Consider the following 24110-nt stretch of genomic DNA (forward strand, 5'->3'; position numbering starts at 1 on the left):
CGCCCCCGATCGGGCCGCCCCGACTCCTGCCGATCGAGCACCCCGCGCAGCGGGCCTCTCGAGATCCCCCTACGGCGTCAGCAGCGGCAGCAGCGCCAGCAGCAGCACCGCGGAGCCGTTCAGCGTCGCGTGCGAGACGATCGCCGCTCCGAGCCGCCCGGTGATCGTCGCGATCCAGCCGTGCGCGAGTCCCGCGGTGACCGTGGTCACGCCGAGCGTCACGATCGTCGCCGGGTTCACCATCTGGTGCCCGTGCAGCAGGGCGAAGACCGCCGTGGACGCCAGGATGCTGAACACCATCGCCCAGACCCGGCGGCCGCGGGTGGGCGGCGCCGACTCCGCGGAGCCCCGGAGCATCCGGTTCCGCACCGCGCGCATCACGACGCCGCGGCAGAGGACCTCCTCGACAAGCGGCGCGACGACGACGGGGATGAGGACCGAGCTCAGCACGAACCACAGCGGGTCGGGGTCGATGTCGAGGTTCCCCTGCGCGTCCTGGAGGAGCGGAGCGAACGCGGCGAGCACGAACAGGATCACGACGCGCACCGCGATGCCGAGCCCGATCCCGATGGGCACGTCGATCCAGCGGAACCGCAGCCCGAAGTCGGCCGCCATCGTGCCCAGCCCGCGCAGCCGAGACGCCGCGAACGGGACGATCAGCGCGACGAGGTAGCTCGCGAGCGCCCCCGCGAAGGCGAGTCCGGCGGAGTAGGGGAGCACGCCGAACCCGAACAGCAGGATGAGCACGGCCAGCGGCAGGACGATCCCGACGATCGTGAGCACGGCGGTCGGCAGGCCCCAGCGGACCCGAGGATCGGGCAGGTAGAGGAGGGAGGAGTAGGGCGCGTGGACCGAGGGGAGGGGCTCGGCCGGCCACGACGTCGTCGCAGCGGAGTCGGGCGCGAGCGTCGCGGGATCGGGCGGCGGGAAGGCGTCGGGTTGCATGGCCGGGCCAGCCTACGCAGACCGCCTGGACAGGATCCGGGCTGCCGTCACTGCTCGGCGCGGGCCGGAACGGGAGGGATGTGCGGCGGATCGCGGCGGCGGGGACCTCCGGGTACGAAGAAACCCCCGCCATGTAGAAGCTAGGCGAGGGTTCCAGTGGCTCCGACGGGCGTCGATCCCGTGACCTCACGATTTTCAGTCGTGCGCTCTACCAACTGAGCTACAGAGCCGTTGCGACGTGATGTCGCTGGAGAGGTGATCTCCTGAAAAAGGCCCTTCCTCTCGGAAGGGCCTCTTTGCGACCCTGACGGGACTTGAACCCGCGACCTCCGCCGTGACAGGGCGGCACGCTAACCAACTGCGCTACAGGGCCTCGTTGCGAAGACAAGCATACTGCCTTCGAGGCTGTTCTATTTTCACGCCCCGACCCTCTCGAGCCGATGCACTTTCCGGTGGTGCTGTTACTTCTGGTGGTGCTGGTAGTACCGACCCATCCGTGACCCCAACGGGATTCGAACCCGTGCTGCCGCCGTGAAAGGGCGGTGTCCTAGGCCACTAAACGATGGGGCCGGAGACTCGCGGGGCGACCCTGCGGCCGACCCCCCATGACTACCGACACGCAAGCATAGGGGGCCGCGGCGCAGGATGCAAAATCGACGGTTCCGCAGGCGGCGTGCACCCCGTCCGGGGTTGACCCGGGTCTAGGAGATCGGGCAGGGCCGCGGTTAGGGTGGGGCGGAATCGCTCTTCCCCCCACCCGCGCGCCGGAGCCGCACCGCCGCGGAGGGAGGGCCCCCTATCCCCGAGGTCCCATGCCCTACTCCCTGCGCCGTCCGCGTTCCGCTCGCCTCCCCGGCGCGCCGCGACTCGGGCGACTCCGAGGTGCTGCCCTGGCCTCCGCCGTCGTCGCGCTCGTCGCCGGCCTGCTCGTCGCCACTCCCGCCCAGGCGGTCGAGTACCCGTCGTGGGCCGACGTCGAGGCGGCGAAGGGCGACACCGCCGCCGCGGCCGCTCAGGTCGACCGGATCACGTCCCTGATCGGCGACCTCCAGAGCGAGGTCGCCTCCGCTCAGCAGCTCGCGCAGCAGCGCGGCGACGAGCACTTCGCCGCTCAGCAGGCGTTCGACGAGGCCTCGGACCAGTCGAAGAAGCTCGAGGACCGGGCCGCCGCCAGCGCCGAGGAGGCCGACAAGGCCTCGCAGCAGGCGGGCCTGCTCGCCGCGCAGCTCTACCGCAGCACCGGCACCGACCTGTCCGTCAACATCTTCCTCGACCAGAAGGCCGGCCAGGCCGACCAGCTGCTGTCGAAGATCGGGAGCATGACCAAGCTGGTCGAGCGCTCCTCCGCGATCTACGAGCAGGCCAGCACCGCCCGGAACACCGCGTCGTCCCTCGCCGACCAGGCCGAGGTCGCGCAGACGGAGCGCGAGCGCCTCCGCGTCGCCGCCGAGCAGAAGCTGGCCGAGGCGACCGCCGCCCAGGAGGCGTCCGAGGCCGCGCTCGCCGAGCAGCAGGAGCAGAGCGTCGTGCTCGAGCAGCAGCTCGCCGCGCTCCGCGACACCGAGTCGAAGACCGTGGCCGAGTACGAGGCCGGCGTCGCCGCCCGCGAGGCCGAGCGCCTCCGGAAGCTCGCCGAGGAGGAGGCCGCCCGCCAGGCCGCCGCCCAGGCCGAGGCCGCGCGCCGCGAGGCCGCCCGGGCCGCGTCCAGCGGCGGCAGCGGTGGCGGCGGCGGGTACGTCGCCCCCTCGGGCGGCGGCGGCTCCAGCGCCGTCAGCGACTCCGGCTGGGTCCGCCCTGCCGGAGGCCGCATCACCGGCACCTTCGGCCCGCGCGACAGCATCTCGACCGGCGGAGGATCCTCCGGCTCGTACCACCGCGGCACCGACCTCGCGGGCGGCTGCGGCATCCCGATCTTCGCGGCGCACAGCGGCACCGTCTCCTACGCGGGCCCCAACGGCACCTACGGCAACTGGGTTCTGATCGACCACGGCAGCGGCATCAGCACCGGCTACGCCCACATCATGTCCGGCGGGATCTACGTCCGCGTCGGCCAGCAGGTCCAGGCGGGCGAGCAGATCGCCGCCGTCGGCTCGACCGGCGCCTCCACCGGCTGCCACCTGCACTTCGAGACCCGCGTCAACGGCTCCGCCGTCGACGCCCAACCTTTCATGGCCCAACGAGGAGTCACCCTTGGCTGACGCACAGACGACCGCACGCACCTTCACCCCGGCACCCCGGGAGCGCGCCTGGAAGGGCCGCCTCCCGCTCGTCATCTCCGCCGCCTTCGCGGTCACGGCGGTCACCGCGTCCCTCGGCATCACCCCGGCCCTCGCCGACGACGCGAAGTACCCCACGTGGGACGACGTGCAGAACGCCAAGAAGGACGAGGCGAGCAAGCAGGCCGAGATCGACTCGATCACCGGCCTCATCGCGAGCCTGCAGACCGCGGTCGACGAGAAGTCGATCACCGCGATGAAGAAGGCCGAGGCCTGGCGCCAGGCCAAGGAGGCGCTCGACGCTGCTGCGAAGGCCGTCGCCGACCTCGAGGAGAAGGCGACCACCGCCTCCGCCAAGGCCCAGACCTCGAAGATGCGCGCCGGCCTGCTGGCCGCGCACCTCTCTCGCGCCGCCGGCGGCGACCTCTCCGCCAGCCTCGTGGCCAAGGGCAAGGACGCGGGCGACCTGCTCTACCAGCTCGGCGCGATGTCGCAGCTCTCGGAGCAGTCGCAGAAGGTCTACGCCGACGCCCTCGCCGACAAGCAGAACGCGGAGTCGCTCGGCGACCAGGCCGACCGCGCTGTCACCGAGCACCAGGCGCTCTCGGACGAGGCCGACGCCGCCCGCAAGGACGCCGACGCCGCCGCCGAGTCGGCCCGCGCGTCGCTCTCGGCGCAGGAGGAGAAGTCGCAGGAGCTGGTCGCCCAGCTCGCGCTGCTGAAGGACTCCTCGGTCGAGGCCGAGACCCAGTACCTCGCGGGCGAGCAGAAGCGCCAGGCCGACGAGGCCGCCGCCCAGGCGCAGGCCGAGGCGGAGGCCGCCGCTCAGGCGCAGTCCACCGCCCGCTCCGCCCAGCAGCAGTCCTCGGCGCAGGCCGACACCGCCGCCCCGTCGCGTCAGACCGCGTCCCTCCCGCAGCCCGCCGCTCCGCAGCCCGCGCAGCAGCAGCCGGCTCCGGCTCCGGCTCCGGCCCAGCCCGCTGCTCAGCCGATCGCCCAGCCGGCGGCTCAGCCGCTCCCGCAGCCGGTCACCGCTCCGGTCCTGGTGCCGACCAGCGGCGCCGTCGAGAACGCGATCTCGTACGCGATGGCGCAGCTCGGCGAGGAGTACGTCCTCGGCGGCATGGGTCCGGACCAGTGGGACTGCTCGGGCCTCACCAAGGCCTCGTACGCGTCCTCGGGCATCTACATCGGCACCCACTCGGCAACGAACCAGTACAACACCATGGCCGGCGCCGGCAAGCTCGTCCCCTACAGCCAGCGCCAGCGCGGCGACCTGATCTTCTGGGGTGGCGGCGGGGACTACTACCACGTGGCCATCTACCTCGGGAACAACCAGATCATCGAGGCCGCCGACTACGGCAAGCCCGTGCGCATCTGGAACACCTGGGGCACGCCCGCCGGCATGGTCGGCCGCCCGGCCGCCTGAGCCGCGGCCGCACAGCACAACGAGAGAACCCCCTCCTGTCGAGACGACGGGAGGGGGCTCCTTCGTTGATGCGAGGGGTCAGTGACCCTCTTCGGCCAGCTTCTTGATGCCGTCCTGGACGATCTGCTCCGCCTCGGCGGCGTCGCCCCACGCGTCGACCTTGACCCACTTGCCGGGCTCGAGGTCCTTGTAGCGCTCGAAGAAGTGCTTGATCTCGTTCTTCGTCTGCTCCGGGACGTCGCCGATGTCCTGGATGTGCTGCCAGCGCGGGTCCTTCGCGGGGACCACGATCACCTTCGCGTCGGAGCCGGCCTCGTCGCTCATGTTGAGCACGCCGACCGGGCGGACGGAGACGCCCACGCCCGGGAAGACGGGGTACTCGAGCAGCACCAGCGCGTCGACGGGGTCGCCGTCGAGGCCGAGGGTGTTCTCGAAGTACCCGTAGTCCGTCGGGTAGACGAAGGAGGTGAAGAGCACGCGGTCGAGGTAGACGCGACCGGTCTCGTGGTCGACCTCGTACTTGTTGCGGCTCCCCTTGGGGATCTCGACGACGACGTCGTATGCGGCCATGCTCTCTCCTTGAGTCGGTGGCGCCGTGAGCGGCGCATCGGCGGACGGATCGGCCTCCGGAACGCTCGCGCGGGTGCGCGCGCGGGAGGGGCGGATCGCTGGCATTACGTTACTTGATGTGCCCGATCGCCCCCGCCTGACCCCCGCCGTCGCCGATCTGCGGCGGGCGGTGCGCGAGAGCCTCGACGGGCTCGACCCCGGAGCGCTCGTGCTGGTCGCGCTGAGCGGGGGAGCGGACTCGCTCGCGCTCGCGGCGGCGGTCGGCTTCGAGGCCCCGCGGGGCGGGAGGCGGGCCGGCGCGGTGATCGTCGACCACGGGCTGCAGGAGGCGTCGGCGGAGGTCGCGCGGCGGGCCGCGGAGCAGGCGCACGGGCTGGGGCTCGCGCCGGTGCTGCGCGAGGTGGTGACGGTGTCCGCCGAGGGCGGTCCGGAGGCGGCCGCCCGCAGCGCGCGCTACCGCGCCTTCGACGACGCGCTGACCGCGACGGGCGCCGCCGCGATCCTCCTGGGCCACACCCTCGACGACCAGGCCGAGACGGTGCTGCTGGGGCTCGCCCGCGGAGCCGGTGCGGCCTCGCTGCACGGGATGGCGCCGGTCAGCGGGCCGCTGAGGCGGCCGCTCCTGGGCCTGCGGCGCGAGACGACCCGCCTCGCCTGCGCCGACCAGGGGCTCGTGCCGTGGGACGACCCGCACAACGACGACCCCCGCTACTCGCGGGTCCGGGTGCGGAACCGCGTGCTGCCCGTGCTGGAGGACGAGCTCGGGCCGGGAGTGGCACAGGCTCTGGCGCGCACGGCCGAGCAGCTGCGGGAGGACGGGGACGCGCTCGACGCGCTCGCCCTCGACTGGGCGCTCGAGCTGGTGGGCCAGGACGAGGCGGGGCACGTCACGGTCGACGCGCGCGGGCTCGCCGCGGACCCGCCGGCGCTGCGGCAGCGGATCATCCGCCTGGTCGTGGCGAACGAGTTCGGAGTCGCGCTCTCGCGCTCGCAGACGCTGGCGGTCGCCGCGCTGGTCACCGACTGGCACGGCCAGAAGGGCGTCGACCTCCCCGGCGTCCTCGCCACCCGCCGCGGCACCACCCTCGTCTTCGCACCCGCCTCCTCCTGACCCCGTTTCCACGAGGCCGGTCCCCGCGGGGCGCCCGACCCCTCCCCGCGAGATGCCGCTCCGGCACGCGACTCGCCGACGGAGGTGTACGAGAGCGGAGTCTCGCGGAGGGGAGACGGGGGCCGGTCACCCGTAGAGTGGCCGGGTGGAAGCAGCCGACATCGCCGACGACATCACCGAGGTCCTCTACACCGAGGCCGAGATCCACGAGCGGATCCGCGACCTGGCCCGCGCCATCGAGCGCGACTACGCGGGTGAGAACCTGCTCATCGTCGGGGTGCTGCGCGGCGCCGTGATGGTGATGGCCGATCTGGCCCGCGAGCTCAAGCTCGACATCGTCATGGACTGGATGGCCGTCTCGTCCTACGGGAGCGGCACCAAGTCGTCCGGCGTGGTGCGGATCCTGAAGGACCTCGACTCCGACATCACGAACCGCAAGGTGCTGATCGTCGAGGACATCATCGACTCCGGCCTCACGCTCTCGTGGCTGCAGGGCAACCTCCGCAGCCGCGGCGCCGGGTCCGTCGAGATCTGCGCGCTGTTCCGCAAGCCCGCGGCCGCCAAGGTCGAGGTCGACGTGGCCTACGTCGGCTTCGACATCCCGAACGAGTTCGTGATCGGGTACGGGCTCGACTACGCCGAGCGCTACCGCAACCTCCGCGATGTCGCCGTCCTCGCCCCGCACGTCTACGAGTAGCCCCGCGGACACTGCGCAGGAGAGCCTCGAGCGGCTCTTCGCGGTGCCGCTGCTGGGCTATCACATGAGCTACCCGACCTCGCTGCGGGCCGACCTCGAGTTCAACTACTGGTGGCTCGCGCACGCGATCGACGCGGCCGTCGACGCCTTCGAGCGCACGGGCGACGAGGCGCACCTGGAGCGGGCCCGGCGGATCCACCGCGCGATCCGCCTCCGCAACGGCGGGCGCCTGGTGAACGGCTACTTCGACGACATGATGTGGCTCGGCGGCGCGCTCGCCCGCCTCGGGGAGGCCTCCGGCGACCCGCGCTTCCTCGACCGGGCCGACCGCCTGTGGCGCTTCGCCGTCGCGAAGGGCTGGAACATCCGCCACGGGGCGAGTCTCGCCTGGCGCCGCCGGCAGCTCGACTACAAGAACGCGCCCGCGAACGGCCCGTTCGCGATCCTCGGCGCGCGCCTGGAGCGGCTGCGGCCGGACGGCCGGGAGGAGCTCTCGCGCGCCGCCCTGGACTGGATGCACGTGCGCCTCCGCGACGACGACACCGGCTTCGTCGCAGACGGCATCGGCCGCGAGGGAGGTTCCGCGCGCGACGACTGGGCCTTCAGCTACAACCACGCCGTCTACATCGGCGCGGCGCTCGCCCTGCACCGCCTGCGGCCCGACCCCCGCCTGGTCGCCCACGCCTCCCGCACGGCCGAGGACCTGCTGGACCGGCTCGCCCCCGATGGCGTCTTCGTCGACCAGGGATCGGGGGACGGCGCCCTCTTCGGCGGCATCGCCTACCGGCACCTCGTCGACCTCGCCACGACGCGCGGAGTCGCGCCCGCGGTGGCCGCCCGCCTCCGCGGCTTCGTCGCCGGCAGCGTCGCCGCACTGCAGAGCTCGAGCGTCCGCCGCGGGGTGCTGCTGGCCGGGCCCCGCTGGGACGCGCCTCCGTCGCTGCCCGCCACGCTCTCGGCCGAGATCGGCGCCGTGCTCGCCCTGGAGGCGTCAGCGCGACTGGACCGGTCGCCGGTGCCGTCAGACTGACGGGGTGAAGGCACCCGAGAAGCGCACCGTCGCCGTCGTGATCAACCCGAGCAAGTTCGACGACGTCGGCGCCGCGGAGGACCTGGTCGCGACGATCGCGCGCCGCCACGGCTGGAACGAGCCGCTCTGGTTCGAGACCAGCCCGGGCGACTCCGGTGCCGCCGCGGCCCGCGCCGCACTCGAGGCGGGCCCGGACCTGGTCTGCTCGATGGGCGGCGACGGCACCGTCCGCGCCGTCGCCACGGTGCTGCGCGGGACCGGCGTCCCCTACGGCCTGCTGCCCAGCGGCACCGGCAACCTCCTCGCGCGGAACCTCGGGATCCCGCTCGGCTCGCTGCCCGAGGCGGTCGAGATCGCCCTGCTCGGGCAGGACCGCGCCATCGACGTGGGCACGGCCGCGTTCGACGACGGCGAGGAGCGGGTGTTCATGGTGATGGGCGGGGTGGGCCTGGACGCCGAGATCATGGACAAGACGGACGAGGAGCTGAAGAAGCGGGTGGGCTGGGGCGCCTACTTCGCGGCGGGCGCGCCGGCGATGTTCAAGGCCGGATTCGAGGTGACCCTCACGATCGACGGCGCTGAGGAGCCTCCGCAGCGCTGCTTCATGGTGCTGGCCTGCAACTGCAGCTCCGTGGTCGCGAACATCGAGCTGGCCGCCGGAGCCGTGCTCGACGACGGCGACCTGGAGCTGGTGCTGCTGCGTCGGCGCTTCGGCCTCGCGCTGGATGTCGCGACCGGCAACCGCAACGGGCTCGCCTCGCTCCGGCAGTGGCCCGGCCGCGAGTTCTCGTTCGAGCTCGACCAGCCGGTGCTCGCCGAGCTGGACGGCGATCCGGTCGGCCGCACCCGCTCCGGGCGCTTCGGCGTGGATCCGGGCGCCCTGCTCGTGCGCCTGCCGGTGCCGACGCCGCGGAGCCCGGGACTGACTCCGCACGACTCGGTGATCGTCGACACGTCCGCCATCGCGACGCTGCTCCCGGAGCCGCCCTCCTCCTGACGCTTGCGCGCTCTTCTTTACGGTTGTAAGTTATCTGACGGACGTAAAGAAGGCGCTCCTCGCGCCGGGAAGAAGGACCCCGTGACCGATCCGCGGCTCACCCGCTCGCGCGAGCTCCTGCTCACCGCGATCACGACGGCCCTCGACCGCCCGGGCGACGACCAGCCCTCCATCACGGAGCTCTGCGGCGCCGCGGGCGTCAGCCGCCCCACGTTCTACCAGCACTTCGGCGATGTGCCGTCCCTGATCGAGGCCGCCGCGGTGGAGCGGATGCACGCGCTGTTCGGCGACGTCGCTCCCGGCACCGCCCCCGCCGACTGGGAGGGCGCGGTCCCCCGCATCGTCCGCGGGCTCCTCGAGGGCCTGCTCGTGCACGCCGACTTCTACCGCCGCGTGCTGAGCGGAGGCACGGCCCGCGCCGTGCAGGAGTCGGTCGTCGCGTTCCTCGCGCAGCGGCTCCTCGCCTTCTCGCCCCTCGCCGAGCGCGGATCGGGCGGCGGCGACCACGACCGCGTCGAGCGCTTCGCCGTCCTCCTCGCCGCCGGCACCACCTGGCTGGTCGTCGGCTGGCTCCTCGACGGCGACGCCCGCCGTCCCGTGGCCTCGGCCTCCGCCGACATCGCCGAGCTCCTCGTCACCGGAGTCGCCTCGCCGCGGCTCGCCGCCCTGCACTCCACGAAGTAGAAGGACCATGACCACCTCCCCGCTCCGCCGCGCCCTGCGCGCCGTGAACCCGCGCCTCGTCGTCGTCTTCGCCGCGATCGCGCTCATCCCGCTGATCTACGCGGGACTGCTGACCTCGGCCAACCTCGATCCCACGCACCACCTCGACACGGTGCCCGCCGCGATCGTCAACGAGGACACCGGCGCGACCGCCTCGGACGGCTCCGCGCTCGCCCTCGGCGACGACCTGACCGAGCAGCTCACCACCGACACGTCCGGCTCGGACTTCGCCTGGACGGCGACCGGTGCCGACGAGGCGTCCCGCGAGCTCGCCTCCGGCGACGTCCTCGCCGTGCTGACGGTGCCGGCCGGCTTCTCGGCCGACGTCGCCTCCGTCGGCGGCGACGACCCCGCCGCGGCCGTGCAGGCGAAGCTGTCGATCGAGACGAACGACGCGGCCAACCTGATCGTCGGCAACATCGCCTCCACCATCGGCACCACCGTGACGAAGACGCTGGAGGAGAAGGTCGGCGCGACCTACCTCGAGAACGTCTACCTCGGCTTCACCGACGTGCACTCGAGCCTCGAGCAGGCGGCCGACGGCGCCGCTCAGCTGGCGGACGGCGCCGGGACCGCCGCGTCCGGCTCCTCCGAGCTGGTCGTCGGGCTCGCGCAGCTGCAGGACGGCACCGCGCAGCTGGCGACCGGCGCCGACTCCCTCCGCTCGGGCGCGGGGAGCGCGGCCTCCGGAGCGTCCGACCTCTCGTCGGCACTCCAGCGGATCGCGAGCGGGACCGGTCAGCTGCCCGACCAGGCGGCGGCGCTCGACATGGGAGCCCGCACGGTCGCCGACGGCGCCCAGCAGCTCGACGGCGGAGCGGCGTCGCTCGCCTCGGGCGCCACCGACCTCGCCGCGGGGACGTCGACCCTGAAGGACGGCGCGGTCTCGGCGGCATCCGGTGCCGCGGCGCTGGCCACCGGTTCCGCCTCCCTCTCCGACGGAGCGGGGAAGGCCCTCGCAGGAGCCCAGCAGCTCGCGACCGGCGCGGGAGCGCTCGCGACCGCCACTCCGCAACTCGCCACCGGAGCGACCGGAGTCGACTCCGGCCTCGCCTCCCTGCTCTCGCGGTACGACTCGCTGTCCGACGCCCAGCGCGTGGCCGAGCTGACCGCCCTCGAGCAGGGTGCGGCCGCTCTCGCGGGCGGAGCCGCCTCGGCGGACGCGGGCGCGCAGACGCTCGCCGCCGGTGCGACCGCGCTCGTCGGCGACGACGGCAGCGGACTGACCGCGCTCGCCGCCGGTGCCGCCACGGTCTCGGGCGGAGCCGCCGACCTCGCGACCGGCACCGCCGCTCTGGCCACCGGGGCGACCTCCGCCGCCGACGGCGCCCAGAAGCTGCAGACCGGAGCGCAGGCCCTCGCCCAGGGAGCTGCGACCCTCGACGGCGGAGCCGCGCAGGTCGCCGGCGGAGTGGACACCCTCTCCGGCGCGGTCGGCCCGCTCACCAGCGGCATCGCCTCCGCGGCTGCCGGCGCCTCCGACCTCGCCTCCGGGACGGCCGCCCTCGCGACGGGCGCCTCGGACCTCGCGGACGGCGCCGAGACCGCCGCGACCGGCTCGGCCGACGCGGCCACCGGTTCGCAGGACCTCGCCGACGGGATCGACTCGCTCGCCTCCGGATCGCGCACCCTCGACACGAAGCTCTCGGACGGCGCGGACGACGTGCCCACCTACACCGGCGAGCAGGCGCAGGAGCTCAGCACCGTCGCGGCCGCCCCGGTCGGGATCGACGCCGAGCGGATGAACCGCGTGCCGTCCTACGGCTACGGCCTCGCCCCCTACTTCATGGCGCTCGCGCTCTGGGTCGGCGCGCTCGCCTTCTACCTGATGAGCGCCCCGCTCAGCTCCCGCCTCCTCGCCGCGCGCCGTCCCGCCTGGGTCATCGCGCTGCGCAGCTACCTGCCCGGCGCGCTGATGGCGGTCGCCCAGGGCGTCCTGGCCGCGCTCGTCATCCGCTTCGGAGTGGGCGTCGAGGCGTCGAACCTGCCCGGGCTGATCGGGATCGCCGTGCTCACGAGCCTCACCTTCGTGGCGATCAACCAGGCGCTGATCGCGCTGCTGGACGCCCCGGGCCGGTTCCTGGCGCTGCTGATGATCGTGCTGCAGCTGTCCTCGGCCGGAGGCACCTACCCGGTCGAGACCGCTCCCGCCTTCTTCCAGGCGATCCACGGAGTGCTGCCGCTGACCTGGACGGTGGAGGCGTTCCGCTCGCTGATCGCCGGCGGCAGCATCGGAGTCGCGCACGCGGTCCTGGTGCTCGTGCTCTGGCTGGTCGGGGCGCTCGCCGTGACCGTGCTGGCCGCCGCCCGCCGCCGCCGCGGCCTCGTGCCCGTCCTCCGCGACCCGGAGCCCCTCCTCGAGTCGGCCTGACGCGGGCCGGGCGGGCCCGTCCGTCCGTCCGCGCCTGCTGCCCCTCGTCGCGGCACGCCCCGCCCGGACACCTTCGCCCCCTCCGAGACCGCCGTAGTCGTCGCTGTCGAGCTCGAGTGCGACAACTCCTGCGTTCTCGCGGCGCGCCCCGCTCGAACACCTTCGCCCCCCACCGAGACCGCAGTAGTCGTCGCTGTCGAGCTCGAGTGCGACAACTCCTGCGCTCTCGCGGCACGCCCCGCCCGGACACCTTCGCCCCCTCCGAGACCGCAGTAGTCGTCGCTGTCGAGCTCGAGTGCGACAACTCCTGCGTTCTCGCGGCGCGTCCCTACCGCCGAAGCGCCGATCCCCGCGACCTCCACCCGCAAGGCAGAGGACGCGGACCGGGAAACGCGTGCCAGCGTTTCCCGGCAGTCCGACGCACCCCGCTCTGCGGAACGCACCATCTCGCGAAGCCGACCGCGCGCGGGGATGCGGCCCGCCGCATCCCCGCCAGACCACACAGCCCGCGGCCGTTCGGCCCACGGCGAACGCGTGGGCGGCGCTCAGAGTGCGGGAGGTAGCCTGGCAGGCACAATCTCCTCGTCAGAAAGGCGCCGGGTGTCGCACCCGCAACAAGCATGAACGTGAAGCGCATCTTCCGGGGTCCCATCCTCTACGTCGTCCTGGCGATCGTCGCGGTGTGGATCGGCTCCTCGCTGATCACCATGTCCGGCTTCCGGCCGGTCACGACGCAGGAGGGTCTCGACCTCCTGAAGGACGGCAAGGTCGACTCGGCGAAGATCGTGGACGGCGAGCAGCGCGTCGATCTCACGCTCAAGCAGGCCGACGGCGACAACGGCACGCAGGTGCAGTTCTACTACGTGGCCCCTCGCGGCGCGGAGGTCGTCGACGCGGTGTCCGCGGCCGATCTCGGCAGCACCGGCTACAACGACGAGGTCCCGCAGACCAACTGGTTCCTCTCGGCTCTCGGCTTCCTGCTCCCCATCCTGCTGATCGGCGCGTTCTTCTGGCTGATGCTCTCGGGCATGCAGGGCGGCGGCAACCGCGTCATGCAGTTCGGCAAGTCGAAGGCGAAGCTCGTCTCGAAGGAGTCGCCCAAGGTCACGTTCGGCGATGTCGCCGGCGCCGACGAGGCGATCGAGGAGCTGCACGAGATCAAGGAGTTCCTCAAAGAGCCCGCGAAGTTCCAGGCCGTCGGCGCCCGCATCCCGAAGGGCGTCCTGCTCTACGGCCCTCCCGGCACCGGCAAGACCCTGCTGGCGCGCGCGGTCGCGGGCGAGGCGGGCGTCCCCTTCTACTCCATCTCCGGATCGGACTTCGTCGAGATGTTCGTCGGCGTCGGCGCGAGCCGGGTCCGCGACCTGTTCCAGCAGGCGAAGGAGAACTCGCCGGCCATCATCTTCGTCGATGAGATCGACGCCGTCGGCCGCCACCGCGGCGCCGGCATGGGCGGCGGTCACGACGAGCGCGAGCAGACCCTCAACCAGCTGCTGGTCGAGATGGACGGCTTCGACGTCAAGACGAACGTCATCCTGATCGCGGCGACGAACCGTCCCGACATCCTCGACCCCGCGCTGCTGCGTCCGGGCCGCTTCGACCGCCAGATCGGCGTCGACGCCCCCGACCTGCTCGGCCGCAAGCGGATCCTCGAGGTCCACGGCCGCGGCAAGCCGCTCGCCGGGGGAGTCGACCTCGAGGTCGTCGCCCGCAAGACCCCGGGCTTCACCGGCGCCGACCTGGCCAACGTCCTCAACGAGGCCGCGCTGCTCACCGCCCGCTCCAACGCGCAGCTGATCGACAACCGCGCGCTCGACGAGGCCATCGACCGCGTCATCGCGGGGCCGCAGCGCCGCACGCGGGTCATGCGCGACAAGGAGAAGCTGATCACCGCCTACCACGAGGGCGGACACGCTCTGGCGGCGGCGGCGATGCGCCACACCGACCCCGTGACCAAGGTCACGATCCTTCCGCGCGGTCGTGCCCTCGGCTACACGATGGTGCTCCCGCTGGAGGACAAGTACTCCACGACCCGCAACGAGCTCCTCGACCAGCTCACGTACGCGATGGGCGGCCGCGTCGCGGAGGAGATCGTCTTCCACGACCCCACCACCGGAGCGTCGAACGACATCGAGAAGGCGACCTCCATCGCCCGCAAGATGGTCACCGACTACGGCATGTCCGCGAACGTCGGAGCGGTCAAGCTCGGCCAGTCGTCAGGCGAGATGTTCCTCGGCCGCGACATGGGCCACCAGCGCGACTACTCCGAGCAGATCGCCGAGACGGTCGACGCCGAGACGCGCCAGCTCATCGAGCAGGCGCACGACGAGGCGTGGCAGGTCATCAACGACAACCGCGACATCCTCGACCGCCTCGCGATGGAGCTGCTCGAGAAGGAGACGCTCGACCACGACCAGCTGGCCGAGATCTTCAAGGACGTCCGCCGCATCGACGAGCGCCCGCAGTGGCTCTCGAGCGACAAGCGCCCCCTGTCCGACCTGCCGCCCATCGCGGTCCCGGTCGCCAAGGCGCCGATCGACTCGGGTGCGACCGACGGGGGAGTCTCCTCCGCTGGTGCCGACGAGGTCGCGCCGAAGCGCCCGCCGCTGATCAACCCGCGCCCCGCGACGGCGTAGCGCGCGCGTGCCCGTCGACAAGGCGCGCATCGAGGCGGCCGTCGCCGAGATCCTCGCGGCCATCGGGGACGACCCGGGCCGCGAGGGACTCCTCGACACGCCGCGGCGGTTCGCCGAGGCGTACGAGGAGTTCTTCGGCGGGTTCGACGACGACGCCGCAGCCCAGCTGACCGAGACGTTCGCGGTGGTCGAGGGCGGCCAGGAGTCGCCGCTCGACCAGACGGTGATCGTGCGTGACCTCGCCTTCCGCTCCGTCTGCGAGCACCACCTCCTGCCGTTCCTCGGTGTCGCGCACATCGCCTACCGGCCGCGCGAGCGGGTCGTCGGCCTCGGCCGGCTGCCGCGCGTGGTCGAGACGGTCGCATCGCGACCGCAGATCCAGGAGCGGATGACCGAGCAGATCGCCGACGCGCTCGAGCAGGGCCTCGCTCCCGAGGGAGTGCTCGTCGTGGTCGACGCCGAGCACGGCTGCGTGCGGATGCGCGGGCCGCGCCAGACCGCGAGCTCGACCGTGACGGTCGCCGCCCGCGGCTCCCTCGCCGACCCGGCCGCCCGCGCCGAGATCGTCGCGCTGATCGGCGCCGCGCGGGGGGAGTGACGTGGACACCACCGTCGCCGACCTCACGCCGACCGGACGCGCCGCGCTCCTCGGGATCCTCAACGTCACTCCGGACTCGTTCAGCGACGGCGGCCGCTGGCTGTCCGTCGACGACGCCGTCCGCCACGGCCTCGACCTGACCCGGCCCGCCGGGGACGGACCCGCCGCGTTCGGCGCGGACCTGGTCGACGTCGGCGGCGAGAGCACCCGCCCCGGTGCGGCGCGCGTCGACTCCGCCGCCGAGCAGGGCCGCGTGCTGCCCGTCGTCCGCGCCCTCGCCGCGGAGGGGGTGCGCGTCAGCATCGACACGATGAGCGCCGCCACAGCGGAGGCCGCTCTGGACGCGGGCGCCGTCGTCGTCAACGACGTCTCCGGCGGCCTCGCCGATCCGCGGATGCTCCCGCTCGTCGCCGAGCGCGGCGCCGTCTACATCGCGATGCACTGGCGCGGGCACAGCGCGGGCATGACCGCTCTCGCGTCCTACGGCGACGTGGTGGCGGACGTCCGCGGCGAGCTCGAGCGCCGCGTCGACGCCGCCCGTGAGGCCGGGATCCGGGACGACCGCCTCCTGCTCGACCCGGGCCTCGGCTTCGCGAAGGTCGGCGCACACGACTGGGCGCTGCTGGCCGGCCTCGACGCGATCGTCTCGCTGGGCTTCCCGGTCCTGGTCGGCCACTCGCGCAAGCGGTTCCTCGCTCCGTTCGCCCCCGCCGGCGCCCCGGCCGCCGAGCGCGACGAGGTCTCCGCCATGCTGAGCCTCGTCGCAGCCGAGCACGGCGCCTGGGGCGTCCGGGTCCACGACGTCCGCTCGTCCGCCCGCGCCCTGGCCCTCGCCGCCCGACTCCAGGAGGAGACCCCGTGACCGCGATCGACCCCGCCGCCCTCGCCGTGCGCGACTCCATCACCCTCACCGGGCTGCGCGTGCGCGCGCACCACGGCGTCTTCGACTTCGAGCGCGAGAACGGCCAGGACTTCGTGATCGACGCGACGGTCTGGCTCGACACCGCGCCGGCGGCCGAGGGCGACGCGCTGGCCGAGACGGTGCACTACGGCGACCTCGCGATCGCCCTGGCCGACGCGGTGACCCGCGACCCGGTCGACCTCATCGAGACCCTGGCCGAGCGCCTCGCCCGGGTCGCCCTGGGCTTCGCCGCCGCCGACGTCGTCCGCATCACCGTCCACAAGCCGGACGCGCCGATCCCGCTGCCGTTCGAGGACGTCGCCGTGCAGATCACGAGGACCCGCTCGTGAGGCCGCGGCAGGAGCGCGTCCGCCCGGTGCGCCACGTCGTGCTCGCGCTCGGCAGCAACCTCGGCGACCGCCTCGCGCACCTCGAGGAGGCGCTGCGGGCCCTCGCCACGACGCCGGGCCTGCGCATCGAGGCGGTGTCCAAGGTCGTCGAGTCGCCCGCGTGGAAGCCCGAGGGCGTCGACGAGGACGGGCCCGGGTACCTCAACGCGGTCGTGACCGGCTCGACCGTCCTCGAGCCCGACGACCTGCTCGCGGCGACGGCGGCGATCGAATCGGCCGGCGGCCGGATCCGCGGCGAGGGCGAGGAGCGCTGGGGCGACCGGACCCTCGACATCGACGTGATCGCGGTCGGCGGCGTGCTCCGCGACGACCCGCACCTGACCCTCCCGCACCCGCGGGCGGCCGAGCGGGCGTTCGTGCTCGAGCCCTGGCTCGACGTCGAGCCGGCGGCGGTCCTTCCCGGAGCCGGACCTGTGGCCGAGCTGCGCGCACGGGCGACCGACCGCGTGACCGACCACCCGGCCGGGCTGACCTGGCCGGGGCGCGACTCCGCCCGCGGCAGCACCGCCGACCCCGAGAGCAGGACCCCGTGAGGCGCACCCGCATCAGCACCCTGCTCGGACTCGGCCTCGCCGGGGCCGTCGCGGGGTTCCTCCTCGACCTCGCGATCGCCGCCGCCGGCCGCCCCGTGCTCATCCCGCCGCTGACGGTTCCGCTGACCCTGATCGTGGTCGCGGCCCTCGTGCTCGGCTTCGCCGTCCCGATCCACCGCGCCACGAAGGGCACGCTGCGCCGGCCCATCGATCCGTTCCGGGCGATGCGCGTCGTGGTGCTGGCGAAGGCGTCCAGCCACGTCGGTGCTCTGCTGCTCGGAGCCTCCGGCGGCATCCTGGTGTACCTGCTGAGCCGTGCGATCCCTTCGCTAGGCTCCGTGTGGCAGGACGTCGCGACCATCGTGGGTGCGCTCGTCCTGCTGGTGGCCGGCCTGGTCGCCGAGCACCTGTGCACCATCCCGCCGAGCGACGACGACGACACCGCCGTCGGCGAGGTGAACCACGCCTGACGCCGACGCCCGGATCGCCGCGGGCAGTGAGGACGACGCCATGCCCGCCGAGCCCGAGGACGCGTCGCCGACGACCCGCCGCGACGCGAGGGGACGCCGGCGGGACCGCCTCGACATCACGGGGGAGTGGCGCCGCGTCTCGCCCCGGTACGTCGCGGTCGAGATCGTGTCGGCCGTCGTGTCGAGCGTGCTGCTGCTCGCCGTGCCCGTGGTGCTGATGCTGATCGGCCTGCCGTGGGGCTGGATCCCGCTGGCCGCCGCGGCCGCCCTCGCGGTGACCCTCCTGATCGTGGCCCCGCGCCGTGCGCGCGCCTACGGCTACCTCCTGCGCCAGGACGACCTCCTCTTCCGCCGCGGCATCATGTTCCAGCGCTTCGTGTCGGTGCCGTACGGGCGGATGCAGCTCATCGACGTCAACCGCGGGCCGCTCGCCCGGGCGCTCGGCCTCGCCGACCTCCGCTTCGTCACCGCCGCCGCGGCGACCGGCGTCAGCATCCCGGGCCTGGCCGAGCAGGACGCGGAGGAGCTCCGCGACCGCCTGGTCGAGCTCGCCGAGTCGCGCCGGGCCGGCCTGTGACCGAGCTCCGCGCCGTCGAGACGGACCTCGCCGACGGGGAGTGGCACCGCCTCCATCCCGCGACCCCGGTCCTCAAGGGCGGGATCGGCCTGCTGGTCGTCCTCGGCATCGTGATCACGAACCTCCGCGAGCGCCTGGTCGAGCTGTTCCTGCCCGGGCCGGAGGGGTTCGAGAGCGGCGATCCGGTCGATGAGCTGCTGCGCCGCGGCCTCGTCGGCTGGGCGCTGCTGGCGGTCGCGGTGGGCCTGGCGGTCGCCGTCTTCGCGTTCTGGCTGTCCTGGCGGATGCACACCTTCCGCATCACCGACGAGGTCGTCGAGGTGCGCTCCGGCGTGCTCTTCCGGACCAACCGGCGGGCGCGGCTGGACCGCATCCAGGGCATCGCGGTGCAGCGTCCGCTGTTCGCCCGGCTGTTCGGGGCCGCGAAGCTCGAGGTGAGCGTGGCCGGGCAGGACGCGAACGTCCAGCTGTCGTACCTCGGCTCGCGGCTGGTGGACGCCCTGCGCCGCGACATCCTGCGGCTCGCCTCCGGGGTGCGCGAGCGGGAGGCGACGGTCGACGGCGCGGCGCCCGCGGGCGGGTTCCTGGCGCGGCGGCTGGAGGAGTTCGGCGAGCCTCAGGACGAGACGCCGCCCGAGTCGGTCGTCTCGATCCCGCCGGGCCGGCTCCTCGGCTCGCTCGTCTTCAGCGGCTTCACCCTGTTCCTGGCCGCCTCGGTCGTCGCCGTGGTGTTCGTCGCCGTCTACGGCTCGCCCTACGTGCTCTTCGCGATCCTGCCGGGCCTGATCGGCTCGGGCAGCTACTACGTCCGCCAGTTCGTGCGCTCGCTCCGGTACTCGATCGCCGCGACGCCCGACGGCGTGCGGGTCGGCTACGGCGTGCTCTCGACCAGCAGCGACACGATCCCGCCCGGCCGGATCCACGCCGTCGAGATCACGCAGCCGCTGCTCTGGCGCCCCTTCGGCTGGTGGCAGGTGCGGATCGACCGCGCCGGCCACGCGGCTTCCCGCGGGGCGAACGGCGAGCCGAACACCACGATCCTGCCCGTGGGCGACCTCGCCGCCGTCGAGCGCGTCCTCGCCCTCCTGCTGCCCGGACCGGCCGAGGGAGCGGAGTCGACGCCCGTCGGAGACGCGCTTCGGCACCGCGACGCGGCCGGCTTCACCCGGGCGCCGCGCTCGGCGGTGTGGCTCCGCCCCTTCTCGTTCCGGAGGACCGGGTACCGGCTGACGGACGAGGTCGCGATCCTGCGCAGCGGAGCGGTCTGGCGGCGGGTCGCCGTGGTGCCCCTGGCGCGGATGCAGAGCGTCGGGGTCCAGCAGGGACCGCTCCAGCGCCTGCTCGGGCTGGCCTCGGCGCGCGTGCACACGGTGGCCGGCCCCGTCACTCCGCTCGTGCCGGTGATGAGCGCGGCAGACGGACTCGCCTTCTTCGAGAGCCTCGCGACGGCCGGAGTGCGGGCCGCCGACCGCGACGCGAGCCACCAGTGGGGGCGGCGCGCCGCCGCGCCCGCCCTGCCCGACTGGCCCGCTCCGGAGGGGGAACCGCATGCCTGAGAACCGCCGCGACGGACGCCTGGGCGTCGGCGTGATCGGTGCCGGACGCGTGGGCCCGGTGCTGGGTGCCGCGCTCGCCGGGGCCGGCCACGCCGTGATCGGGATCGCCACCACCAGCGAGAGCGGCCGCGAGCGCGCCGACGCGCTGCTCCCCGGAGTCCCCGTGCTCGCGATCCCCGAGCTCGTCGAGCGCAGCGAGCTGGTGATCGTCGCCGTCCCCGGGAGCGAGATCGCTGCCCTGGTCGCGGGGCTCGCCGCGACCGGAGCGTGGCAGCCCGGCCAGCTGGTGCTGCACACGGCACCCGAGCACGGCTACGGGGTGCTCGCGCCGGCGCTCGCCTCCGGGGTCATCCCCCTGGCAGTCCACCCGGCGATGGCCTTCAGCGGCACCAGCCTCGACCTGGCGCGCCTCGCCGAGACCTACTTCGCCGTGTCGGCACCGGGCCCGGTGCTGCCGATCGCGCAGGCGCTGGTGGTCGAGATGGGCGGGGAGCCGGTCACCGTGGCGGAGTCGGACCGCGCCGCCTACGCGGAGGCGGTCTCGACCGCCACGACCTTCTCGACCGCGATCGTCGACCAGGCGGCGGGACTGCTGGCAGGCATCGGCGTCGAGAAGCCGGGCTTCTTCCTCTCCAGCCTCGTCCGCTCCTCCGTCGACGACGCCCTGCGCCGCGCGGCGGGCTGACGGGCGGTGCCGCTCGTGACGCCGCTCCGCGGGTGGGACGCCGCTCGGGAGGCGGTGCCTCGCGGAGGAGCACGGCGTCCCGGTGCCGAGGGCCCCGGTGGTCGCGGGCCCGCCGGTAGCATCGTCGGGTGATCAGCACCCTCCACCGCATCGGCGACCTCCGCGAGCGGCTGCAGGAGGCGCGGCGGGCCGGTCGGCGCATCGCGCTCGTGCCGACGATGGGCGCCCTGCACGCCGGGCACCTCGCCCTCGTCGAGCGGGGTCGCGAGCTGGCCGACGTCGTCGTCGTGTCGGTGTTCGTGAATCCGCTGCAGTTCGGTCCGACCGAGGACCTGGACCGCTACCCGCGCGACCTCGAGGGCGACACCGCCCTGCTCGACGCGGCTGGGGCCGACCTCCTCTTCGCTCCGGGAGTCGCCGAGATGTATCCCGACGGGCCGTCCTCGACGCGGGTCGTCGCGGGCGAGGTCGGCGGCCTCTACGAGGGGCGCGCGCGGCCGGGGCACTTCGACGGGATGCTCACCGTCGTCGCCAAGCTCCTGAGCATCGCCCAGCCGGACGTCGCGGTCTTCGGGCAGAAGGACGCGCAGCAGCTGTTCCTCGTGCGCCGCATGGTCCGCGACCTCGACCTGCCCGTGGAGATCGAGGGCGTCGGCATCGTGCGGGAGGAGGACGGGCTCGCCCGCTCCAGCCGCAACCGCTACCTCGACGAGGAGCAGCGCCGCGCGGGCCTCGTGCTGCCGCGCCTCCTCGCGGCCGCCGCGGAAGCCGCGGACCGCGGTGCCGCCGCGGCGATCGAGGCCGCCGAGGCCGTCGCGCACGCCGAGCCGCTCGTTAAGCTGGACTACCTCGTCGTCGTGGATCCCGCGACGCTCCTCCCGGTCGACGCCGACCACCGCGGCCCGGCACTCGTGCTCGTCGCCGCGATCGTCGGCACCACCCGCCTCCTCGACAACGCCCCGATCCTGCTCGCCTGATCGCGGCCGTCCGCCCCGAACCGAAAGCACCGCGACCCCTCATGGCCGACACCCCCGACGTCCCCGAGTCCACGACCCCCGCCGCCGAGCAGTCCGACTCCGAGCAGGCCGCCGCCGAGCGGGCCGCGCAGCAGGAGGCCTCCGAGCAGAAGGCCGTCCGCCTCGCCAAGCGCGAGCGCCTGCTCGAGCTCGCGGGCGACGACCTCGGCGCCGGCGCTTACCCCGTCGCGGTCGGAGTCACCGACACCATCGCGGCCGTCCGGGCGCGCCACGAGGGCATCGAGCCGGACGTGAAGACCGGCGAGCGCGTCGGCCTCGCGGGCCGCGTGGTGTTCCAGCGCAACACGGGCAAGCTCTGCTTCGCGACGCTGCAGGCCGGCGACGGCGAGCGGATCCAAGCCATGGTCTCGCTCGGCGACGTGGGCGAGAAGTCGCTGGCGGCGTGGAAGGAGCTCGTCGACCTGGGCGACCACCTCTTCGTCGAGGGCGAGGTCGTCTCGAGCAAGCGCGGCGAGCTGAGCGTGTGGGTGTCGGAGTGGACGATCGCCGCGAAGTCGATCCTGCCGCTGCCGAACCTGCACAACGAGCTCGGCGACGAGACCCGGATGCGCCAGCGCTACCTCGACCTGATCGTGCGCCCCCAGGCCCGCGAGACGGTCGTCACCCGCGCCCGAGTGAACGCCTCCCTCCGCGACACCTTCGCCTCCCACGAGTTCCTCGAGGTCGAGACCCCGATGCTGCAGGTGATGCACGGCGGCGCCTCCGCCCGCCCCTTCGCCACGCACTCGAACGCGTTCGACACCGAGCTGTACCTGCGCATCGCGCCCGAGCTCTACCTCAAGCGGGCGGTCGTCGGCGGCATCGAACGGGTCTTCGAGATCAACCGCAACTTCCGCAACGAGGGCGCCGACTCCACCCACTCGCCCGAGTTCGCGATGCTCGAGGCCTACCAGGCGTACGGCGACTACAACTCGATCGCCGACCTCACCCAGGAGCTGATCCAGAACGCGGCGCAGGCCGTCGCGGGCTCGCACGTGGTCACCTGGGCCGACGGCACCGAGTTCGACCTCGGCGGCCGGTGGGACCGCATCTCGATGTACGAGAGCCTGTCGCTCGCAGCCGGCATCGCGATCACGCCGGAGACGGAGCTCGCCGAGCTCGAGACCCTCGCCGCGCGCGAGGGCGTCGAGGTGCACGTCCCCACGCACGGCAAGTACGTCGAGGAGCTGTGGGAGCACTTCGTGAAGGGCGGCCTGACGCGTCCGACCTTCGTGATGGACTTCCCCGTCGACACCTCGCCGCTCGTGCGCGCGCACCGCAGCATCCCGGGCGTCGTCGAGAAGTGGGACCTCTACGTCCGCGGCTTCGAGCTGGCCACCGGCTACTCCGAGCTGATCGACCCGGTCGTGCAGCGCGAGCGCTTCGTCGAGCAGGCCCGCCAGGCCGCCGCGGGCGACGACGAGGCGATGCGCCTGGACGAGGACTTCCTCCGCGCCCTCGAGCACGGCATGCCCCCCACCGGCGGCATGGGCATGGGCATCGACCGCCTCCTGATGGCGATCACCGGCCTCGGGATCCGCGAGACGATCCTGTTCCCGCTCGTCAAGTAGGGTCGCAGGAGCCGAGGGGGAGACATGGTCAGGGCATCGAGCATCGTCGCGGCCGTCGCGGCGGGCGTCCTCACGATCGCGCAGTTCGGAGTGGGGACCGCGGTCGCCGCGAGCGTCCTCACCTCCTCCGGCGCCGTCGGCACCGCGCTGGCCGACCGGCGAGCGGCCGAGGCGTTCACGCCCGACCCCACGATCGCCGGCTTCGCGGAGCGGACCGCCATGTCCGACCGCGGCCGCGCCCTCTACTACGCGTCGAGCCCGTCGGTCGAGCCGACCGCCGGCTTCAACGACCTCTGCGGCTACGGCGCCTCCGACGACATCGTCCTCGGCTGCTACACCGGCACCAGCATCTACATCTCGGACGTCGCCAATCCCGACCTCGACGGGATCCGCGACGTGACGGCGGCCCACGAGATGCTGCACGCCGCGTGGGTGCGGCTCGACGCGGAGGAGCAGGCCGAGCTGGGCGACGAGCTCGAGGCCGCGTACGAGACCCTCCCGCAGGACGGCACGATCGCCGAGCGCCTCGAGCTGTACCGCACCGGCGGCCTCGGCGAGCGCGTCAACGAGCTGCACTCGATCCTGGGGACCGAGGTGGCCGACCTGCCGCCGGCGCTCGAGGCGCACTACGCCGAGTTCTTCGACGACCGCTCCGTCGTCGTGGGCCTGAACGCCCGCTACGAGGCGGTCTTCACCGATCTCGAGAACCGCATCGAGGACCTGGTCTCCCGGATCGAGACGATGTACGCCGACCTCACGGCGCGAGTCGACGCGAACAACGCCGAGTACGACGCGCTCAACGTCGAGATCGACGACTTCAACTCGCGCGCCGACAGCGGCGACTTCGGATCGACGGCCGAGTTCGAGGCGGAGCGCGCCGATCTGCTCGCCCGCAGCCAGGCCGTCGACGCCACCCGCGCCGCCATCGACGCGGACATCGCCGTGTACGACGGCCTGCGCTCGGAGCTGGAGGGCCTCAACTCCGATGCCGCGGCGCTGAACAAGTCGGTCGAGAGCCAGTAGCGCCCAGCGCCCGCGAAGGCCGCTGGGCGCACGGGCCCCCGGGCT

At 73.4% G+C, this 24110-nt stretch carries 22 protein-coding genes and 3 tRNA genes; 20 read left to right on the forward strand and 5 right to left on the reverse strand.

Going from position 1 to position 24110, the window contains the following annotated elements; genetic code table 11:
• Window positions 1–69 precede the first annotated feature (69 nt).
• The 4 genes from C5C99_RS05220 to C5C99_RS05235 all read right to left on the reverse strand — a co-directional run bounded on the left by C5C99_RS05220 (window position 70) and on the right by C5C99_RS05235 (window position 1515).
• Complete coding sequence (locus C5C99_RS05220; RefSeq protein WP_104224403.1) at window positions 70–945, reverse strand: CPBP family intramembrane glutamic endopeptidase; 876 nt, start codon at window positions 943–945, stop codon at window positions 70–72.
• Window positions 946–1102: 157 nt separating this feature from the next.
• Window positions 1103–1175 (reverse strand) — tRNA-Phe (locus C5C99_RS05225).
• Between the two features lie 69 nt (window positions 1176–1244).
• A tRNA-Asp gene (locus C5C99_RS05230) sits at window positions 1245–1318 on the reverse strand.
• A gap of 124 nt (window positions 1319–1442) precedes the next feature.
• A tRNA-Glu gene (locus C5C99_RS05235) sits at window positions 1443–1515 on the reverse strand.
• Between the two features lie 242 nt (window positions 1516–1757).
• Here C5C99_RS05235 and C5C99_RS17615 point away from each other — a divergent pair.
• Together C5C99_RS17615 and C5C99_RS05245 are read left to right on the forward strand one after the other, a co-directional pair.
• Window positions 1758–3143 carry a peptidoglycan DD-metalloendopeptidase family protein gene (locus tag C5C99_RS17615; protein ID WP_104339711.1) on the forward strand — a complete coding sequence of 462 codons (1386 nt, stop codon included), beginning with the start codon at window positions 1758–1760 and terminating at the stop codon, window positions 3141–3143.
• Window positions 3136–4590 (forward strand): C40 family peptidase, encoded by a 1455-nt coding sequence (locus C5C99_RS05245; RefSeq protein WP_104339712.1) that lies wholly within the window; start codon window positions 3136–3138, stop codon window positions 4588–4590. Before C5C99_RS17615 ends, C5C99_RS05245 begins: the two co-directional genes overlap by 8 nt.
• Window positions 4591–4668: 78 nt before the next feature.
• On the opposite strand, the gene ppa is transcribed toward C5C99_RS05245, so the two are convergent.
• Window positions 4669–5160, reverse strand: coding sequence for an inorganic diphosphatase (gene ppa / locus C5C99_RS05250; protein ID WP_068255683.1), 492 nt, complete (start codon window positions 5158–5160; stop codon window positions 4669–4671).
• A gap of 118 nt (window positions 5161–5278) precedes the next feature.
• On the opposite strand from ppa, the gene tilS reads away from it, so the two are divergent.
• The 18 genes from tilS (at window position 5279) to C5C99_RS17045 (ending at window position 24065) form a co-directional block, all read left to right on the forward strand.
• Window positions 5279–6271 carry a tRNA lysidine(34) synthetase TilS gene (tilS, locus tag C5C99_RS05255; RefSeq protein WP_104339713.1) on the forward strand — a complete coding sequence of 331 codons (993 nt, stop codon included), beginning with the start codon at window positions 5279–5281 and terminating at the stop codon, window positions 6269–6271.
• 145 nt (window positions 6272–6416) lie between these two features.
• Window positions 6417–6968 carry a hypoxanthine phosphoribosyltransferase gene (hpt, locus tag C5C99_RS05260; RefSeq protein ID WP_104339714.1) on the forward strand — a complete coding sequence of 184 codons (552 nt, stop codon included), beginning with the start codon at window positions 6417–6419 and terminating at the stop codon, window positions 6966–6968.
• Between the two features lie 64 nt (window positions 6969–7032).
• Window positions 7033–7998, forward strand: a complete 966-nt coding sequence (locus C5C99_RS05265; RefSeq protein ID WP_181074547.1) for a glycoside hydrolase family 76 protein — start codon at window positions 7033–7035, stop codon at window positions 7996–7998.
• 4 nt (window positions 7999–8002) lie between these two features.
• On the forward strand, window positions 8003–8995 hold the full coding sequence (locus C5C99_RS05270; RefSeq protein WP_104234307.1) for a diacylglycerol kinase family protein: 993 nt from the start codon (window positions 8003–8005) through the stop codon (window positions 8993–8995).
• An 81-nt stretch (window positions 8996–9076) separates the two neighbouring features.
• Entirely contained in the window at window positions 9077–9679 is a 603-nt protein-coding gene (locus C5C99_RS05275) for a TetR/AcrR family transcriptional regulator (RefSeq protein WP_104339716.1), read from the forward strand.
• Between the two features lie 7 nt (window positions 9680–9686).
• Window positions 9687–12089 carry a YhgE/Pip domain-containing protein gene (locus tag C5C99_RS05280; protein ID WP_104339717.1) on the forward strand — a complete coding sequence of 801 codons (2403 nt, stop codon included), beginning with the start codon at window positions 9687–9689 and terminating at the stop codon, window positions 12087–12089.
• A gap of 620 nt (window positions 12090–12709) precedes the next feature.
• Window positions 12710–14725 carry an ATP-dependent zinc metalloprotease FtsH gene (ftsH, locus tag C5C99_RS05285; RefSeq protein ID WP_104224104.1) on the forward strand — a complete coding sequence of 672 codons (2016 nt, stop codon included), beginning with the start codon at window positions 12710–12712 and terminating at the stop codon, window positions 14723–14725.
• Between the two features lie 7 nt (window positions 14726–14732).
• Window positions 14733–15323 carry a GTP cyclohydrolase I FolE gene (gene folE, locus C5C99_RS05290; RefSeq protein WP_104282504.1) on the forward strand — a complete coding sequence of 197 codons (591 nt, stop codon included), beginning with the start codon at window positions 14733–14735 and terminating at the stop codon, window positions 15321–15323.
• 1 nt (window position 15324) lies between these two features.
• A complete protein-coding gene (folP, locus tag C5C99_RS05295) occupies window positions 15325–16185 on the forward strand; it encodes a dihydropteroate synthase (RefSeq protein ID WP_104339718.1) in 861 nt (286 codons plus the stop codon).
• Window positions 16182–16574 (forward strand): dihydroneopterin aldolase, encoded by a 393-nt coding sequence (folB, locus tag C5C99_RS05300; protein WP_258063638.1) that lies wholly within the window; start codon window positions 16182–16184, stop codon window positions 16572–16574. The genes folP and folB overlap by 4 nt, the downstream gene beginning before the upstream one ends.
• Window positions 16571–17167 carry a 2-amino-4-hydroxy-6-hydroxymethyldihydropteridine diphosphokinase gene (gene folK / locus C5C99_RS05305; protein WP_104339719.1) on the forward strand — a complete coding sequence of 199 codons (597 nt, stop codon included), beginning with the start codon at window positions 16571–16573 and terminating at the stop codon, window positions 17165–17167. Before folB ends, folK begins: the two co-directional genes overlap by 4 nt.
• Window positions 17164–17637 (forward strand): DUF3180 domain-containing protein, encoded by a 474-nt coding sequence (locus C5C99_RS05310; protein ID WP_104224100.1) that lies wholly within the window; start codon window positions 17164–17166, stop codon window positions 17635–17637. The genes folK and C5C99_RS05310 overlap by 4 nt, the downstream gene beginning before the upstream one ends.
• Window positions 17638–17677: 40 nt before the next feature.
• Window positions 17678–18214: a PH domain-containing protein gene (locus tag C5C99_RS05315; RefSeq protein WP_104234302.1), complete on the forward strand. Its 537-nt coding sequence runs from the start codon at window positions 17678–17680 to the stop codon at window positions 18212–18214.
• On the forward strand, window positions 18211–19770 hold the full coding sequence (locus tag C5C99_RS05320) for a PH domain-containing protein (protein ID WP_104248064.1): 1560 nt from the start codon (window positions 18211–18213) through the stop codon (window positions 19768–19770). Before C5C99_RS05315 ends, C5C99_RS05320 begins: the two co-directional genes overlap by 4 nt.
• The gene (locus C5C99_RS05325; RefSeq protein WP_104224097.1) at window positions 19763–20455 is read left to right on the forward strand and encodes a Rossmann-like and DUF2520 domain-containing protein; all 693 of its coding nucleotides are present in this window, start codon (window positions 19763–19765) and stop codon (window positions 20453–20455) included. The genes C5C99_RS05320 and C5C99_RS05325 overlap by 8 nt, the downstream gene beginning before the upstream one ends.
• Window positions 20456–20583: 128 nt before the next feature.
• Complete coding sequence (panC, locus tag C5C99_RS05330; RefSeq protein WP_104339720.1) at window positions 20584–21432, forward strand: pantoate--beta-alanine ligase; 849 nt, start codon at window positions 20584–20586, stop codon at window positions 21430–21432.
• A 41-nt stretch (window positions 21433–21473) separates the two neighbouring features.
• Window positions 21474–23042, forward strand: coding sequence for a lysine--tRNA ligase (gene lysS, locus C5C99_RS05335; RefSeq protein ID WP_104339721.1), 1569 nt, complete (start codon window positions 21474–21476; stop codon window positions 23040–23042).
• 24 nt (window positions 23043–23066) lie between these two features.
• Complete coding sequence (locus C5C99_RS17045; protein ID WP_181074548.1) at window positions 23067–24065, forward strand: hypothetical protein; 999 nt, start codon at window positions 23067–23069, stop codon at window positions 24063–24065.
• Window positions 24066–24110: the final 45 nt, after the last annotated feature.

This window comes from Rathayibacter sp. AY1C4 (assembly GCF_002932195.1).
In the GTDB taxonomy this organism is placed as follows: Bacteria; Actinomycetota; Actinomycetes; order Actinomycetales; family Microbacteriaceae; genus Rathayibacter.

Bases quoted from the DNA above. Each gene is read 5' to 3' on its own strand.
- C5C99_RS17045 (WP_181074548.1), top strand. From the start codon at position 23,067: ATGGTCAGGGCATCGAGCATCGTCGCGGCCGTCGCGGCGGGCGTCCTC.
- lysS (WP_104339721.1), top strand. From the start codon at position 21,474: ATGGCCGACACCCCCGACGTCCCCGAGTCCACGACCCCCGCCGCCGAG.
- C5C99_RS05280 (WP_104339717.1), top strand. From the start codon at position 9,687: ATGACCACCTCCCCGCTCCGCCGCGCCCTGCGCGCCGTGAACCCGCGC.
- C5C99_RS05325 (WP_104224097.1), top strand. From the start codon at position 19,763: ATGCCTGAGAACCGCCGCGACGGACGCCTGGGCGTCGGCGTGATCGGT.
- C5C99_RS05315 (WP_104234302.1), top strand. From the start codon at position 17,678: ATGCCCGCCGAGCCCGAGGACGCGTCGCCGACGACCCGCCGCGACGCG.
- ppa (WP_068255683.1), bottom strand. From the start codon at position 5,160: ATGGCCGCATACGACGTCGTCGTCGAGATCCCCAAGGGGAGCCGCAAC.
- C5C99_RS05265 (WP_181074547.1), top strand. From the start codon at position 7,033: ATGAGCTACCCGACCTCGCTGCGGGCCGACCTCGAGTTCAACTACTGG.
- C5C99_RS17615 (WP_104339711.1), top strand. From the start codon at position 1,758: ATGCCCTACTCCCTGCGCCGTCCGCGTTCCGCTCGCCTCCCCGGCGCG.
- ftsH (WP_104224104.1), top strand. From the start codon at position 12,710: ATGAACGTGAAGCGCATCTTCCGGGGTCCCATCCTCTACGTCGTCCTG.
- C5C99_RS05220 (WP_104224403.1), bottom strand. From the start codon at position 945: ATGCAACCCGACGCCTTCCCGCCGCCCGATCCCGCGACGCTCGCGCCC.